19 protein-coding genes and 6 pseudogenes are annotated in these 15832 nt (G+C 40.1%); 9 read left to right on the top strand and 16 right to left on the bottom strand.

Translation table 11 applies throughout. The features are described 5' to 3' along the window. Window positions 1–6 precede the first annotated feature (6 nt). Window positions 7–1110 carry a hypothetical protein gene (locus tag HPL003_RS17345; protein ID WP_238533392.1) on the bottom strand — a complete coding sequence of 368 codons (1104 nt, stop codon included), beginning with the start codon at window positions 1108–1110 and terminating at the stop codon, window positions 7–9. Window positions 1111–1893: 783 nt separating this feature from the next. On the opposite strand from HPL003_RS17345, the gene HPL003_RS17340 reads away from it, so the two are divergent. Continuing rightward, complete coding sequence (locus HPL003_RS17340) at window positions 1894–2364, top strand: hypothetical protein (RefSeq protein WP_014281011.1); 471 nt, start codon at window positions 1894–1896, stop codon at window positions 2362–2364. Window positions 2365–2372: 8 nt separating this feature from the next. Here the strand turns inward: HPL003_RS17340 and HPL003_RS30360 are convergent. Both HPL003_RS30360 and HPL003_RS17335 read right to left on the bottom strand, forming a co-directional pair. Further along, window positions 2373–2610: pseudogene (locus HPL003_RS30360) on the bottom strand (YolD-like family protein); the annotation flags it as partial. 83 nt (window positions 2611–2693) lie between these two features. After that, complete coding sequence (locus HPL003_RS17335; protein ID WP_014281009.1) at window positions 2694–3200, bottom strand: MerR family transcriptional regulator; 507 nt, start codon at window positions 3198–3200, stop codon at window positions 2694–2696. 308 nt (window positions 3201–3508) lie between these two features. Here HPL003_RS17335 and HPL003_RS17330 point away from each other — a divergent pair, with 308 nt between their 5' ends. Continuing rightward, the gene (locus tag HPL003_RS17330; RefSeq protein ID WP_014281008.1) at window positions 3509–4636 is read left to right on the top strand and encodes an NADH-dependent flavin oxidoreductase; all 1128 of its coding nucleotides are present in this window, start codon (window positions 3509–3511) and stop codon (window positions 4634–4636) included. A 370-nt stretch (window positions 4637–5006) separates the two neighbouring features. Here the strand turns inward: HPL003_RS17330 and HPL003_RS29875 are convergent. The 4 genes and pseudogenes from HPL003_RS29875 to HPL003_RS17325 form a co-directional block, all read right to left on the bottom strand. Next, window positions 5007–5135: pseudogene (locus tag HPL003_RS29875) on the bottom strand (fibronectin type III domain-containing protein); the annotation flags it as partial. Between the two features lie 105 nt (window positions 5136–5240). Beyond that, window positions 5241–5357: a hypothetical protein gene (locus HPL003_RS29055; RefSeq protein ID WP_014281007.1), complete on the bottom strand. Its 117-nt coding sequence runs from the start codon at window positions 5355–5357 to the stop codon at window positions 5241–5243. A 162-nt stretch (window positions 5358–5519) separates the two neighbouring features. Further along, window positions 5520–5597, bottom strand: a pseudogene (locus HPL003_RS29870) (YjcZ family sporulation protein); the annotation flags it as partial. A gap of 196 nt (window positions 5598–5793) precedes the next feature. Then, window positions 5794–6219: pseudogene (locus tag HPL003_RS17325) on the bottom strand (NucA/NucB deoxyribonuclease domain-containing protein). A gap of 245 nt (window positions 6220–6464) precedes the next feature. Between HPL003_RS17325 and HPL003_RS17320 the strand changes: the two are divergent. Then, entirely contained in the window at window positions 6465–6794 is a 330-nt protein-coding gene (locus tag HPL003_RS17320; protein WP_014281003.1) for a hypothetical protein, read from the top strand. Between the two features lie 282 nt (window positions 6795–7076). Next, a pseudogene (locus HPL003_RS27695) lies at window positions 7077–7331 on the top strand (SPRY domain-containing protein); the annotation flags it as partial. A 160-nt stretch (window positions 7332–7491) separates the two neighbouring features. Here the strand turns inward: HPL003_RS27695 and HPL003_RS17310 are convergent. The 8 genes from HPL003_RS17310 to HPL003_RS17275 all read right to left on the bottom strand — a co-directional run bounded on the left by HPL003_RS17310 (window position 7492) and on the right by HPL003_RS17275 (window position 12128). Next, window positions 7492–8712 (bottom strand): IS256 family transposase, encoded by a 1221-nt coding sequence (locus HPL003_RS17310; RefSeq protein ID WP_014281001.1) that lies wholly within the window; start codon window positions 8710–8712, stop codon window positions 7492–7494. 77 nt (window positions 8713–8789) lie between these two features. Further along, window positions 8790–9086 carry a DUF2500 family protein gene (locus HPL003_RS17305; protein WP_014281000.1) on the bottom strand — a complete coding sequence of 99 codons (297 nt, stop codon included), beginning with the start codon at window positions 9084–9086 and terminating at the stop codon, window positions 8790–8792. Window positions 9087–9171: 85 nt separating this feature from the next. Next, entirely contained in the window at window positions 9172–9384 is a 213-nt protein-coding gene (locus HPL003_RS17300) for a hypothetical protein (RefSeq protein WP_014280999.1), read from the bottom strand. Window positions 9385–9497: 113 nt separating this feature from the next. Then, the gene (locus HPL003_RS17295; RefSeq protein WP_014280998.1) at window positions 9498–9818 is read right to left on the bottom strand and encodes a DUF2500 family protein; all 321 of its coding nucleotides are present in this window, start codon (window positions 9816–9818) and stop codon (window positions 9498–9500) included. Between the two features lie 149 nt (window positions 9819–9967). Continuing rightward, window positions 9968–10276, bottom strand: coding sequence for a DUF2500 family protein (locus HPL003_RS17290; protein WP_014280997.1), 309 nt, complete (start codon window positions 10274–10276; stop codon window positions 9968–9970). Between the two features lie 150 nt (window positions 10277–10426). After that, window positions 10427–10804 (bottom strand): hypothetical protein, encoded by a 378-nt coding sequence (locus tag HPL003_RS17285; RefSeq protein ID WP_014280996.1) that lies wholly within the window; start codon window positions 10802–10804, stop codon window positions 10427–10429. A 14-nt stretch (window positions 10805–10818) separates the two neighbouring features. Continuing rightward, complete coding sequence (locus HPL003_RS17280; protein WP_014280995.1) at window positions 10819–11211, bottom strand: hypothetical protein; 393 nt, start codon at window positions 11209–11211, stop codon at window positions 10819–10821. A 20-nt stretch (window positions 11212–11231) separates the two neighbouring features. Then, entirely contained in the window at window positions 11232–12128 is an 897-nt protein-coding gene (locus HPL003_RS17275) for a hypothetical protein (protein ID WP_043922428.1), read from the bottom strand. 475 nt (window positions 12129–12603) lie between these two features. Here HPL003_RS17275 and HPL003_RS17270 point away from each other — a divergent pair, with 475 nt between their 5' ends. Then, window positions 12604–12858 (top strand): hypothetical protein, encoded by a 255-nt coding sequence (locus HPL003_RS17270; RefSeq protein ID WP_014280993.1) that lies wholly within the window; start codon window positions 12604–12606, stop codon window positions 12856–12858. Between the two features lie 7 nt (window positions 12859–12865). Here the strand turns inward: HPL003_RS17270 and HPL003_RS27690 are convergent. Further along, a pseudogene (locus tag HPL003_RS27690) lies at window positions 12866–13644 on the bottom strand (IS5 family transposase). 89 nt (window positions 13645–13733) lie between these two features. Between HPL003_RS27690 and HPL003_RS17255 the strand changes: the two are divergent. The 4 genes from HPL003_RS17255 (at window position 13734) to HPL003_RS17240 (ending at window position 15831) form a co-directional block, all read left to right on the top strand. Beyond that, window positions 13734–14078 (top strand): phage antirepressor KilAC domain-containing protein, encoded by a 345-nt coding sequence (locus tag HPL003_RS17255; protein WP_014280990.1) that lies wholly within the window; start codon window positions 13734–13736, stop codon window positions 14076–14078. A 39-nt stretch (window positions 14079–14117) separates the two neighbouring features. Further along, a complete protein-coding gene (locus tag HPL003_RS17250) occupies window positions 14118–14339 on the top strand; it encodes a hypothetical protein (RefSeq protein ID WP_014280989.1) in 222 nt (73 codons plus the stop codon). Between the two features lie 72 nt (window positions 14340–14411). Continuing rightward, window positions 14412–14858, top strand: coding sequence for a phage holin family protein (locus HPL003_RS17245; protein WP_014280988.1), 447 nt, complete (start codon window positions 14412–14414; stop codon window positions 14856–14858). Beyond that, entirely contained in the window at window positions 14836–15831 is a 996-nt protein-coding gene (locus tag HPL003_RS17240) for a GH25 family lysozyme (protein WP_014280987.1), read from the top strand. Before HPL003_RS17245 ends, HPL003_RS17240 begins: the two co-directional genes overlap by 23 nt. Window position 15832 lies beyond the last annotated feature (1 nt).

Raw genomic sequence — 15832 nt, 5'->3', positions numbered from 1 at the left:
TAAAATTTATTCCAAAATAATATCAACCGTTTCTCTTCCTGCGTGAACGAAATCTATAAATATTTTATTTCGTGGGGAAGAACAAAATCCATAGGTTTGGCTACTTCGCCATGGAATATTATCTTCTGAACTTGAACCTATAAAGGAGCCATACCAAGCAACATTTTTGATATATGAACCATCTTTATAGTCATCGTGATCTTGAATTTGGGCTATACTTGTCATTCGTTTTATGATGTTACCGTTACCAGTAGCAGTCCAACCTGGAGCCGCCTCGGCGTAGGTTTTTGTAACCTTCGTACCGCTGGTATCGTAACCAGAAATAACTAAAGCAACGATGCCATCAGATGGAACATAAAACTTCATCTGGATGTCCTGATCTCCTTCAAATCTTGGAGTATACGTTATGGGTGCACCTCTACCTTCTATTAGCAAGAAAGGTGCCCAATCATTATACTTTGGGCTATGTTGTAAACCTGCATCTACTGCATTATTGGTATTACCCCAACCACCCATATAGACAAACCCTGTACTACCAGTGTATTTAGATGGATTCTCATATATTTCTTTTCTACTCGGTAAATGAATTCGCGTCGTTGCCCATGCAAATCCCATATGTGCATATACTCCACGATAGGCCCCGTTTCTCAGGTCCCTGCATACGGGGAAACTAGCAGAGTTAGTGCTAAAGTCCATGGGTGTAGGTGTTGGATTGTTCCCTACAATACAATCTGGTTTAGGCTGTAGTACAGGAAAAGTATATAATTGGCCCGTTGTATCTTTATACGTATTCTGAGTTACGGATAAGAGTGAAGATTTCGAATCCTTGTACGTATCCTGACTCACCGGTTCCAAGCGAATAACTTCCTTCCTTAGGCTTTCCTTGTTTACCAGTACTTTTCCCGTTTCATCTATGTATGTAACGTTTTCTCTGTCTTTGGGGTCCAGCGAATTCATTAATTTACTCAATACAGCATTGTCCGATTTTGTCATGGACGGATTGATTAAATCTCCATTTTGGAGTGATTCTGCGCCGACTGAATAAGTTACCGAGAACGAAAGCACGCCTACAACAACCCACGAACATAAACTCTTGACCTTCAAAGTCATTTCATCTCCCTCAAATTTTCACTATCAAAATTACAAAGAACCCGCCATCCTCCTTTTTTACTAATTAAAAAACAAATTGTGAATAATAAAGCAGTAGTCATGGAACTCAAAACAGTTTTTTTACTAATTTCCATTTTGTTTACACATAAATCCAATTAATGTCTTACAACAAAATAATATTATATTTCTAGTGTCGAAGTAAGAGGAATAAAGGCAGAAGGATATAAATAGTAAAAAAGAACCAGTATAAAACACCCGAGATTGTATTATTATCCATGTTTAAATATAAATTTTTATTTTTTACATGAACCTAATTCCTACTTTGTACCTATACTGGTATGATTACCATGCCAAAATTCAACAAAAAAAGACTCTTACCAGTTCCCCGGCAGAGTCCTTACTCTCCATTAAACTTAATCGAACCCGGTATAATCTTCTCTACTGGCCCACCATCATCGTCAAACGTTACACCCTCCATATATCAACCCTACCTCCTTACATACTCAAATCAAGTTGAATATCCAATGTAGATTTTATCTTTGCCACCTGATAAAATCACCTCCTCAAAACGCAAAATAAGCCCCCGGTTTATCAGAGGCTTTCATGTTTGTATCTTAAATTGGTTTTGTTGCTATAACGTAGCGGATTTTAAAGGGAAATATTATTCAGTGAAAATAAAGTTGTAGACTGACTATTCCACTAATCTCATGAATTTGATTTGTAACAAAGTTACTTCTTCTTCCGTTGAATATTTAAGATCAAATAAAGATAGGTGGGGTTAAATTGAAGAATACATTCTTGTTATTCGTGATGACACTAACTCTTATATGCATGGTTGGTTGCATGGGAGTTCAGCCAAAAAACAAGGAACTTGAGGGGGAGAAACCACCCAAAGTTGAAATTCAGATTGATGAACGAATGTACGAAACAAAACTCGGCACATATTGCTGGACAACATCATGTGTAGACTCAGTTGGTCCAGTTGAACTTTTAAAAGGAAAAGAACCGATTCCAGTAAAGTCTGGTGATGTTGTTAAATTCCTTATGAATTATGAGCCTCAACCGAATAAATTTCATGTCGAGCAATTCAATGAAGGAATACTTACAGAAGTTTTGTTGAAAGAAAATAGTTTTAAAGCTCCTACAAAAAAAGGGACATATTTTTATTCATACGGGGTATGGTGGATGGATGAATATGTAGACAACCAATCTCGAGGCGATGCGTTTTATTATTTTGTATTAAAAGTTACCTAGGGATTAAGCTAGGCATGACCAAACAGGACTACTGAAATGATATCCTCCGGCTTAATCCAACTAACTTCATCTTCCCCACGAGACAGCTTTACTTCACGTCTAGCCGTATTGATTATTGTTACGATGCCACACGTCAAATGGGCTAAATACGACTAACGTGACAGGCTCCCGTGAGTTGTAGGAATCTATACGCGCCTGCTCAATTAGCTGCACCTCTTGGTCGTCCAATTCTAGCTTACCGCGCCGCTTACCTTTCATGCTTTATTATCGTCTGCCCAGTCTCATTCAATGGGCTTGAGAAGACGCAGCCAAGCAGATTAAGCGCATGCTTATCTAATCGAATTTGGTAACTTGCCCGTTTTCGCAGATGCGGAAAAATAACTCCTCTCAACGACGGAAATGGGCTTTATTTTTGCTTTCTCCTTGCGTTCTTCTAGAACATCGTCTGGACTTTGATCTGAGCATTCCTGACGGGGTCTCCCTTCTTCCAACTTTATGTCAATAAAATCAACGATTTGCTGAAGCGATGAGATTTGGTCGACAATATTATCCCGTTGGCTCCTTAATTCCTCAACCAACTCAAGATATTCGGCGGGATCAGCGTCAGCGGAGACCCTCAAAAATGGCCTCATAGCCTCCAGGGAAATCCCCGTTTTTTTCAGGCAGACTATCAATCGGATCGTATTGATGTCCTTCTGGTGGTAGATGCGATGCCCATTATCCTTCCTGTCCGCCTGAGGGAGCAACTTAATCTTTTCGTAATAACGGATCGTGTCCTCGGAAAGTCCAGTTAGCTCCGCAGTTTGCTTTATCGTGAAAGTTTGCTCGGTTTTCATCCCACACCTCCGGAAATTGAAACTTAGGGGCATTATACATCTTAGAGTCGGCTCCAAGTCAAGTCTCTATCCTTAGAAAAACTACTTCTGTGTTCATGTCTTGACTTGGAGCCGACTCCAACAAATAACATATCCGTTATAAGGGGAAGGAGGAAACATACAACGAACACGAACCAACATGAAAATATCGCACTAATTACAGGCGCAAGTGCGGGGAACGGATTGGAACTGCAATAATAGCAACAAGTGTAATAATTAAAGTAAAGTAAGTTTAGTAATTACAATAAAGATAACAGGAGTGGACATCTATGAACCCTAAATATCAACCTTTAATGGAGTCGTTTCGTTTCAAGAATGGTGTCGAAGTAAAGAACCGCGTCGTTCTTGCACCAATGACGATTTCTTCTTCTCAGCCAGACGGTACGCTATCTGATGATGAAATCGCATATTACAAAAGTCGTTCGAACGGTGTTGGAATGGCTGTTACTGGAAGTATATTTGTCACACCAAATGGTAAGGTATTTGATGGGGAGTTGGCGGCAGATAGTGATGACACGATCCCAAGCCTACAACACCTGGCAACAGCAATTAAGAAACGCAGGGCAAAAGCCATTCTACAAATCTTTCATGGTGGTCGCGAATGTCCGCCTGAAGTGGTACCAAACGGTGAGATTGTAAGTGCGAGTGCGGTTGCTAAAGAAGGGTTGAATGTGATCCCTCGAGCACTCGAAGAGCAGGAAATTTTAGAGATCATTCATGCATTTGGCGCTAGCACCCGTAGGGCAATCGAAGCTGGTTACGACGGGGTAGAGATTCACGGGGCAAATCGTTTTCTTATTCAACAATTTTTCTCACCTTACACAAACCGACGTGATGATCGTTGGGGAGGGAATGTAGATAAACGTATGGCGTTTCCGCTCGCTATTGTAGATGAAGTGAAAAAAGTGGTGGCCGAACATGCCAAACAGCCGTTTCTAGTGGGATATCGGTTTTCACCAGAAGAAGAAATGACACCCGGTATTACAATGGCTGATACACTAAAATTGGTGGATGCCCTCGCAAATAAAAACTTGGATTATTTGCATGTCTCTTTAATGGACTTTTGGTCTAAACCTAGACGTGGAGTAGAGGACAATCGCTCTAGAATGGAAATTATTTATGAGCTCGTCGGACAAAGAGTTCCCGTTATCGGTGTAGGTTCGATTCACACTCCTGACGAGGCGCTTAGAGCATTACAATCGGGTGTCCCATTTATAGCACTTGGACGAGAACTGATTATCGATCCAGATTGGGTTGAAAAAATAACTCAAGGTAAGGAAAGTGAAATTCGTACTGAGTTAACTTTAAATGACAAAGAAAAATTGGGGATTTCTGATCCATTATGGCAGAAAATTATCAATACTCCAGGATGGTTCCCGATCGCAAATCAGGTTTAACAGACTTGAGTTAGGTCATAGTCTTGTGAATTACCAATGCAATTAGCCATAACAGTGTAAATCAATTGTAAACATCCTTAACCTTTGGTTAGCGCGCCTTAGGCGCGCTTTTCTAAAACTCATATCGAAATAAATCTGCCCGTTAATGGAGCAGGCTGCCAATAATCTTGGCGTCTGCTATTTCTATGGCGTGTCTAAGCCCCTGATAACCGGCGAGGACTACGAGGATGTTTACGTGGAATTGCGTATAAGGGTCCGTGTTACAATGCGTAACTGGACTAAAGCGGGGCTATTACGAAGTCCGGTGTTCACAGAATTTATCGTCTAAAGAAATCCCCGCCGACCAGTTAAGGTTAGCGGGGATTTCATTTTATTTAGAGTATTCACTTGCCTCAAACGTTAGGATACGATCATACAGCATGTAGTCCTTCCGGCTGCTGAATGGACCTTTATTATTGTCATGTTTATTGATTGCATATGAAGCCGATCCAGATCCGGCAGCATATTTATCACCTCACCGTACATCATATGCAAACAAGCGTTCGTTATTCAAGACACAATAAAAGGCTCTGCTAGTATTAAGCCAGCAGAGCCCACAGTCCAATTACACCAGGAATGCTTTTGATATAATTACCAACAGAATAAACAACACCAAGATTGCACCTATAGAATGAAATCCACCGTATCCGCCATAACCTGCTCCACCTTCATATCCACTCACGGCTTGAACCTCCTTTATTTTGTAGTACAACATAATATTGCACAAATACGTCATAGTACAGGGCATACAGGTAATAATATAAAAGGCTTTATCGATCACATACTGATAGAGCCCTTTATACCGAAACAATGATCGGGCATTACCGTGACATTGCTTTAAAAATTAAACCCAACAGGCTTTAGTAATTATGACCAACAGAATAAAGAGCACCAAAATTGCTGCTGGTGATGTGAAAGCACCAAAACAATTTTCCCTACGCTCTTCCCTACGCTCTTCCCTACGCTCAGCTCCTCCAACACATTCGCTCACATGAACTCCTCCTTTTATTTAGATACCATACACCGTATGTGTCATTCAATAAATTTGGCAAGGCTAGATGGAAATTACTTTGACGAAAAAGTGCCCTGCCGACCAATTAAGGTTAGCGGGGCATTCACTATTTAACGATAAATTCCACTTTTGTACCATCTGCATAGTCGTCCAGCTTGTGCCCGACCCACGACCCAGCTCCACGGTTATCCTTTGGTGATATGTACTTAATGTCTGCACCCTCTCCACCTTCGGAACACATCGCCATAGGTCACTCGTCGCGGTCATATCCTTTTTTAGTGGGATAGCCTTTAAGCGACTCCTTACGATTTTCCTCTGCTCCATCCCTGTCAATCGTACATACCGCGGAATGTCCAGCTGCAATGGCATCCCTAATGTGTGCTCCGGTTTCAGGGTAGCGTGAACTTGGAAACTCCAACGTATACCCAGCTGCTTGTTGGTTGATTGCTGCCGGTTCAGCATAGACGCCTTGAACGGAAAAAATAGTTGCCAATAAAAATACAATTAATCCTCTTGCGATTCCTTTTATCATGCGACACCTCCATTAATATTTAAATCTTCTCTATACTAATTGGAGAGTCATGTCGAAGTATCGCATACATTGTCACATAATAAAATAAAAGTGCTACTAGTTACATATAAGTTGAGTCTTGTGCTTTCCGAAAATTTAAATACATTATTAAACTTATATTTGAATATATAGGAATTAATTTTTAGACAACCCTTTTTAATTTTTGTATATTTGTTAAGCAAATAAAACAAAAAGGGGATTTATTCATGAAAAGAAAGCTCAATCTAATTTTGTGCTTCGCCTTACTTATTACTATTTTTCTTCCATTGTCATCAGTAAGCGCGTACACTGGTGGGTATGCCAACGGAAAGAATGTTGTTGCAATGATATCTGACAAGTATTTTATAGATAGACCACATGCAAGCAAAAAAAACACAACGCTTATTACAGATAACAATGAAGAAACAAGCTATTTACTTCCTAAAGGTAATATGATTATGATTGATTTAGGTACAAATAGAACAATTGATTCATATAAGCTTAAAAGTGATTCTAAAAATTTAAGGATCATTTTTTACGACCAAGACACCGGTTGATTAGACGCTTTAGAAACCAACGTAGGTAATGGAGAACTGACGAAGCTTCCAAAGGAAAAAAAAGTAGATCGTGTTAGATTCATCACTCTTTATTCACTTAGTGCTGAAGATTTAAATATAAGCGAACTCGACTTTTTCTACAGTAAAGATGCAGTACCGACACCGGAACCTTCTCCAACACCAGATCCTAAACCGACACCGGAACCGACGCCGACGCCAAATCCAACACCAAGTCCTGTGCCTAATCCTTCTGAACCTACGGAGCCAACTGAACCATCCGAACCATCACAACCTACTGGTGACCGTGCTATTCTGACTGTAACCATGGACAATGGATTTGATAAAGAATTCGATCTAAGTAAAAAAGAACTGAATGCCTTCATCGCTTGGTATGATGCTAAAGATGCTGGCAGAGGCGCTTCATTCTTTGCCATTGATAAGCACAATAACAACAAGGGTCCATTTAGTAATCGCAAGGACTATGTAATATTCAATAAAATACTTACGTTTGAAGTAAGTGAATATTCAACTAAATAAAACAACAAGAAGGACTCCGCTGGTTCTATACCGGCAGAGTCCTTTTTACGACTACTCTAAATTCAAATGATACCAGTTCCCTTGTAGAGTCTATGGGTCTGTCAATAATTTTGTGTAAGCTCTTTTAGGCATAGTTTTCCCCGAGGGGAAAGTTGTGATTTTAACGCAAGTGTTGACCGACCCGATCCGGAAAAAAGACGGAAAATTGGAGGAGCATTTGTCCCCAGTTCTGGACACGTCCTGTCCATTTTCGAGTGACATCGACGGTGGCTAGATAAAGCATTTTAAGCAGAGCTTCATCGGTAGGAAAGATACTTTTCCCCTTTGTCACTTTACGAAGCTGCCGGTGGTAACTCTCGATCATATTCGTCGTGTAGATGAGTTTGCGGATCTCGGGCGGGTACTTGAAAAAGGTAGCGAGCTCCTCCCAATTGGTTCGCCAGGAGCGGATAATGAGGGGATATTTCGTATCCCAGACTTCCTCGAAATGGTCGAGTTCAAGCAAAGCCCCTTCTTCGGTTGCTGCCTTATAAATGGGCTTTAAGTCGGCAGTTACTTTCTTAATATCCTTGTACGAAACGTACCGGGTGGAGCTGCGGATCTGGTGAATGATACACTTTTGGATTTCGGTTTGGGGATAGCAGGCCGCAATCGCCTGAGAAAATCCAGACAGGTTATCTACGCAGATAATGAGTATGTCCTGAACCCCGCGATTCTTGAGTTCATTCAGGACACTCAGCCAGAACTTGGAGGATTCATTCTCGCCAATCCACATGCCTAAGACATCCTTATTTCCGTCCAGATCGATGCCAATGACCATGTAGGCTGCCTTGTTAATAATGGCCCCGTCTTGCTTTACTTTGAAGTGAATGGCATCCAGATAAACAACTGCATAAACGCCTTGCAGAGGCCGACTCTGCCATTCTTTAATGAGAGGCACAATCTTATTCGTGACATTGGAAATGAGCGTAGGAGAGACCTCAATACCGTACATCTGTCCCAAATGATCTTGGATTTCCCTCGTGCTGATCCCTTTGGCATACAGGGCAATAATTTGCTCTTCGATGCCGGTTACGTTCGATTGATGCTTCTTGACAACCAGTGGCTCAAACTCACCCAGGCGATCTCGAGGGATGCTGATTTCCTGTTCGCCGTACTCACTGACTACTGTTTTACGACTCTTTCCGTTGCGGCTGTTCGGGGTAAGCTTGGCCTTTACCTCATGCTTTCCATAGCCCAAATGGGTATCCATTTCGGCTTCCAACATCTCCTGAATCGTCTCTGCAAATAGGTCTTTTAACGCATTCTGTGCATCCTGTGCAGTGACTAAATTGTTCTCTTTAATGAATTCCCGAAGTTGCTGTTTTGACCAGAGTCCCATAGTGTTCTCCCAACCTTTCTCTTACTTCCATTTTAATGGGTTTGAGAGTTTACACAATATATTTTACAGACTCGAGTCTATGAAACAACTCTTTCTACTCTTAACAGTTTGCGTTGTCTTATTACATTGACTGTGTCTCCAACAACAATAATCCCATACTCACTTTCATCTACTTCTATTTCTTCTCTTTCCCCATTTTCATACTCACAAGTAAAAAAATAATCTTCAGAAGGTGAATCATTCTCTAATCTAACACGTTTATCAAGGACTACAGCCTGACGAATTACTTTAGGTGCTCTTTCGTTGCGCCTAGCCGATACCCAAAGTGAAAAAAATAAAATAAAAAGTACAGCTATAAAACCCATTAAAACCATCAACTAGAATCCCCGCCTTTTTGACAACTCATTGCATATATTATATCGGGAAAACTCAGGTATTTATTTACATCTACATAAAGCACTACATACTTACTCTAAACTCAAACTGCCCTCTCATATAGTACTTTCCTGATATTTTAACTGACTCAGGTGAAAATTTTTCAACTGCTCCACCGTAGTCTACAATATCTATCAAATCCTCGCCCAACGACTGAACTACATATACTCTTACCTGGCTTAATGCAGCTGTAAACCGTTCTATATCCGACTTTAACACTTTATATGTATGGTTCATGCTGATCACCTCAGTAATTCATTCGGTGAACGGCGTGGTAATTCCTTCAACGACAAAAAAGGCTCATACCGAATAACTGGGTAGATCCTTTTTCAGTGGTTTTGAATTGATGATTATACGACAACTCTCTCTGCCTTTATAAGGGTACCTTGCTGTATGATTTTCGCAAAATCTCCAACAATAATAACGCCATATTCAGACTCGGATACTTTTATTTCTTCTCGACTTCCGTCTTGAAATTCACATGTAAAATAGTAATAACGAACAGAACTATCTTCTAGCCAATTCATTCTTTTATCAACCACTTTTGCAACTCGTTCAATTTTGGGTTTCTTTAAGTTTCTTGCTTCTTCGCGATTTAAAGGTATCATTAAAAGCCAGATCAAAATTACTAGAAAAGCAATAAAAGAAAGGAAACCTAATAAATATTGCATACAAATTCAACTCCTTAGAAGTAAATTCCACTATAATCCAAAACACAAAAACACCCCACCGGCTTGAGCCAGCAGAGTGCTACCGATGCTTTCGGATTTATACGTAAAGTATATACCGTTTGGGTGATTCTGTAAATATCCTTATGACCTTACGCTACTACGCGTTCTACCCAATCCCAAGTACCTTGGCTTGTTACTTTGATTTTATCCCCTACGACAAAAAGGCCGTATTTATCATTACTAACTGAAATTTCTTTGCGATCATTGCTTTCGAACTCGCAGGTTATATAGAATGTTTTTGAAGACGATCCTTCAGTCCAATCTACACGCTTATCAACCACCGCACCTATACGTTCTATTTTCGGTTGTTTACGATTATTGCTTGCAATCCGAGAACCCCCTATCATTGCTGAAAGAATAAGTCCCACGACTACAAGTACAAGAATCCAAAAGACCATCTATAATCCTCCTAAGTTTTCATTCGTTGGTAATTATGATATCGGCTTTTCAACTGTTTATTTTGATATCCAATGAAAAATGAATATAAAAATACCCCACCAGCTTAGCCAGTAGGGTGTCGCCGATGCTTTCGATATCTTATTGTAATGTTACAACCAGCCAAATGCTTTCGCTATAGAGATTCCTGATGCAGATACTTGGATTGACTTTGTTAACAAACCAAAAATTGCCTTCGCACTCTCCCACTTCTTTTCTTTTATATTAGTTTCAATCGCTTGAACCATTTCTACATCTCTTGGTTCCCCGTTTTCCTCAGCATAACGAAGTAATTCTTCAATTAAATTCGTAACATCAGCTTCAGTTTTGTTAGTTATACTTTGAAATACATTTCCTTGTGATCCAGTGTTTATATTAAGAGTTTCCCCGTTTACTCCATTGATATGATACTGTCTATTATCCACCATAAAAACAACTCCTTTATCAAAATCATTTATTTTTAATAATCCATCTTGGATTAATTCCTGCATACTTTTTGCACCAATTAAATCGCCAGATGGCCTTGGATATTCCTCAACCAATATTCTTTTTTTTTAGCGTCATCAATAAAGTCATCTGTAAAATTGAAAACTAAAAAACTGTGATCTAAATCATTAACGATCTCTTCCCCGCAAACGTGACATTCCGGAAGATCGTATTCATCAATTTCATCATTAATTTCACAGTGATATGCTTTATGATTGTTTGGACACATATAAATTCTAGAAACATTAACTTCAAATCCATTTTTCGACAACAGAAGTTTTAAAACAAAATCGTAAGTGGTTTCAAAATCTATAGCTGACAAAACATTTTCTACAGTAAAATCGAGTATAGGAGTAGTTGAAGATGCCCAATTAATTAATAAATCATTTATTTTACCTATAGGCTTAGACATCTTCTCTCCTCCTTGTGATCTTATATTACAGTTTCCTTTACTTCCTGTTCCTCAAGCTCTAGAAGTTTCTCAATATAAGTAACCTTAATAATAGCATCGACTACATGATCAATTACTCCCTGGGTTACAACTGAATTAAACTTTATACTGCCTGATTTAATGTTGATATTAAAGGTGACTGGAAATTTCACTTTTGTGACCTCATCTTCATACTCTTCTAGATGTACAGTGACCACCATACGATCATCAGAGGGAAGCGAATTATCACGTAAAAACTGTTTGAATTTAGCTATAAGCAAATCATTCTCCAGATCATATTTTCCTTTTGAACTAGTCCACTTAAAAGTCCCAACAGTTGAGGGAATGGCAATTTCCTCGGATGAAAAACCGGCTTGAAGCAAAGCTTTTATCCTATTCGCATCTTTATTTGTTAACTTTGTGAGAGTCTCGTATTTAAAATCTCCTTCGTATAAAAGAAGTTCCATGATAAAAGATTTTACATTAGCAAAATAAGTAGTTGTAGTTCTAAACTCAAGCAAACAGTTGTCAAAGTGAATTGCAACTGGAATAAAATCAGCATATGCGCTAGTTGTGGTTCCATTCCAACCGTTTTTTATTTTTGTGTACCTTCTTTGAACAGTGTTTATAAACACAGTGTCGCCTTCTTGATAAAAACCACAAATTCTGACTTTATCATCATAATCCGTTTGCCAATTAACCAAACCTCGAAAGTTATGAGGAATAAGTTTTCGCTCAACAAGCAGTTTTATTAATTTTTCAGGAGAGTTTATCTCCTCTGCGAAAGGAGTCAATGGTTTTTCTATAATGAGCCCACAGCTACTTTTGGTAAAAGCAAACTCTGAGGCGAGATGATTTAAATCTTCCTCATGTCCTGCTTCAACAAATTGCTGTTTCAATATCCTCGATAGATTTGCCATTCAATTTCTTTATGCCTTTTTCCTTAGCTAGCTTACGAATTATTTTTTCAGGAACTTTGGGATATTTACTCATTATAAGCCCTCCAATACAGTTGCAGGGCCCTTGCAAATATTATAAAATATAAGTAGGTATTGGACTAGGGCCCTATGGTTCTGGTCTTTTTTCAATTTTATACCATAACCTTCGGGATATCCATACATTTTTTCACATTTTCCGACATTTCAATAGGAAACAAGAACCATAAATAATATACATGTAAGTTAGTAATATAATTATATAGAACATTTGTTCTTATTTCAAGCAAAAAAATCCCTACCATCACAAACCAGCAGGGTATTTGCTTTATCCTTTTATTCGTAGTTACGGGTGTTTGGGCAAGTTTTTATCTGGATATATATTCCTGGTTCTGATAGACTACGACTAGAATATCCAATGTGAAGGGGATTGTATACTTTGGAACCTGAAAATCAAATCAAAAATGAACAAAAGAAAACCCGACTTAATTTGAAAGGGATATCCCTGTACCCTTTTGTACTTGCATCTATTGCTTTATTTGGGCTATTCATTTACCCAACACTTTATAAGTATGATAAATTGGATCAAAAGTATCCTGTAATGATCAATCGTTTAACTGGAGAAGCAAAGATTCTTACTCAAGACGGTTGGCAAAACACCCCTAATATTGATTCTGCACTAGGTCGTGTCTGAAAACTCTTCATTGAGTCAATTTGAAAATGGCAGCTACGTATACAAACGCCAAGAATGACTTGGCCAACTTGTCGTAACGAGTAGCCACACGGAGAAAGTGTTTGATTTTTATTGAAAAAGCACTCCACTAAGTGGCGTTCTTTGTAACGATACCAATCGACTTTCCAAGGGTTTTGACTATTCGCTTTAGGCGGGATGGTGTAGGATGCCTGCTTAGCTGTAATCCAATTCCGAATCGCTTCTGAGCCATAGGCTTTGTCGCCAAGAATATGACTTCCTGTAATATCAAGCTTCTGAAGTAAATCGATCGCTGGAACAGAATCATAGACTTGACCACCCGTCAGAAGAAAAGCGAGGGGATTTCCTAATCCATCGACGACCGTGTGAAGTTTGGTTGTCTTTCCGCCACGACTGACGCCGATGTGTTGATTCACTTCGTGTCCTTCAACGTTTTTTTAGCACCGGCACTATGTTGATGGGCTTTGACCGATGTAGAATCAATGCTCAAGTTTTCAAAGTCAGGTTCGATCTGGAGAGATTGGAAGATAGTGACAAGCAGTCCGGTATCTCGCCACTTGCAAAAGCGACTGTAGACCGTTTTCCATGAACCATAGCGTTCCCTCCGGTAGATCACGCCCAGGCAGCACCACTTCGAGCGATCCATAGAAAAGCGTTAAACATGGTTCGTTCACTTAATTTTGACGGACGTCCTGTTTTGTAGGGTGGAAACATGCCCTTAATTTGATCCCACTGTTCATCGCTTATTTCGTACCGTCTTTGAATCATCTTGACGCTCCTATTCGTTTTTCTCAAATCTTACCATGTTATTTAGTTTCAGACACATCCTAAACAATCCTGACTTCGGAATTGAACTCTTGACTAAACTCAAAGAGGAGCGCACTGCCAGAGTCCAAGCAGAGCGAACGAATGCTATTCTGATGCACGTTAACAAGACCTACACTGCTACAGAGATTGCGAAGGAGCTTGGATTCAAGTCAGCAATTGCGCTGAATAATGATTTAGGGAGTCGAAAAATTCAATTCAGGCAGAATGATACATGGTTGTTGTATAGCAGATACGCGGATTGCGGCTATGTTGAAATCAAACAAGAAGTTCTTGATAACGGTAAAGTTATCTATCATCGTAGATTTACTCAATTAGGCCGTGAATGGCTTGTGAAAATTTATAATAAAGAGCAATTAAAGGCATCTGTAAACTAAAGGTGTCTTTTTTTGTGTCTGAGGGAGGTGATGAAACCTATGGCAAAGATAAAATCTACATTGGACATACAACTGGATTTAACCAGACCGGTTGAAGAATTAACTGAGGTTATTTCTGCTGTAATTGCTTCACAGCCAGCACGACGGAAAGAAATACTTATAGGTTTGGATATAGCGGTAGGAAATGCATTAGCAGAGATACAAGCTCAAGAAGAAAAGGAACAAAAAGCAGACGACGATAGCTCAGGAAAAGTTTCCTGATCGTGCTCATCTGAGTGCGCTATGTTTGTGGCTTTTCAGCTTATATTGAGTAAAAAGAAATGGGGGAAATAAGTGGATAAGTCGGAGATTTATAAATTTAGCACTGCTTTTGGGAGTAGTGCTGTCACGTATCTTTATGGTGGGTGGTCGGGGGTATTAGGGGTGTTGCTTGCACTAGTCATTATTGATTATGTGACTGGATGCTTTGCGGCGGGAGCAGAGAGCAAAAGGGGTACTGGCCCTGGCTTAAAAAGCAAAATTGGCCTAATTGGTATTACCCGAAAAGTTTTTATTTTTGCAATGGTGGCAGTGGGGCACTTGATCGATGGAATATTAGGCGATTCGCATCTAATTCGAGATGCAGTCGCCTATTTCTACATGGCAAATGAGGTACTTTCCATTACAGAAAATGGCGGCAGACTTGGCGTACCGATTCCGTCTGTTATCCGTCAAGCGGTAGAGGTCTTAAAAAGTAAAGGTGAAGGGGAGAAAGATGATGCAAGCAAGGAAAAAAGGTAACGCACAAGGGATAGATGTATCCCGGTATCAAGGAAAGATTGATTGGAAGGCAGTAAAGGATGATGGTATATCGTTTACCTTCATTAAGGCCAGCCAAGGAAAGTCATACCGTGACAAAACGTTCATCGGTAATGCGCAGGCTGCGCGAGCTGTCGGAGTTCTGGTAGGAGCTTATCACTACGTAGACGACTCTGCTACTACGCCAGAGGATGCTCGAAAGGAAGCTGCAAACTTTGTGAGCGCCATTGATTCAGCCGGAGGCATCGCAGCTTTTGATCTGCCGCCTGTGATGGATTATGAATCCAATAAGTCCAGCCTGAGCAAATCAGCACTTACAGCCGTAGCCAAGACGTTTTTACAGGAGGTTGAGAGACTTACGGGTGTACGACCTATTGTGTACACTTATCCGTCATTCATCGGTAATTTTACTGGTTTGTCAGATTATCCGTTATGGATTGCCCGATACAGTGCTACACAAGTTCCGTCCGGCGCGTCCGGATGGTCACGCTGGGACTTTTGGCAGTATAGCGATGGCTCGGCTGGTGGTACACTGCCGTCCGGTATACGTAAGGTGGCTGGCATCGCCGGTCCTGTCGATCTTAATGAATTTGACGGTACAGCGGATGAACTGCGGATGCGGTTCAGTAAGAAGCCTTCCGTACCCAAAGCAGAGACTGCGACTGCTAAGGATGGATCATTCCAGATTAACGAAGAGGATGCGGGTAAGGCGTTGCTGTTTGACGGCAAGACCTACGTACCACTGCGTACGCTGGCTAACGCACTTGGTATCCCTTTACGTTGGGACAATGCCAAAAAGGTGGTTTATCTGAACAATCGTAAATTGCAATCTGTACAGCTTGTGGAAGGTATCGCTTATGTACAACTTCGGCCAATCGCGGAGTCTTATGGAGCAGAGGTTTCATGGGACTCCAAAAATAGAATTGCTGCTTTGAAATTGAAAGGGGATAAGTAAT

Source organism: Paenibacillus terrae HPL-003, from assembly GCF_000235585.1.
GTDB lineage: Bacteria > Bacillota > Bacilli > Paenibacillales > Paenibacillaceae > Paenibacillus > Paenibacillus terrae_B.
This window is presented reverse-complemented; position numbering and strand designations above follow the sequence as displayed.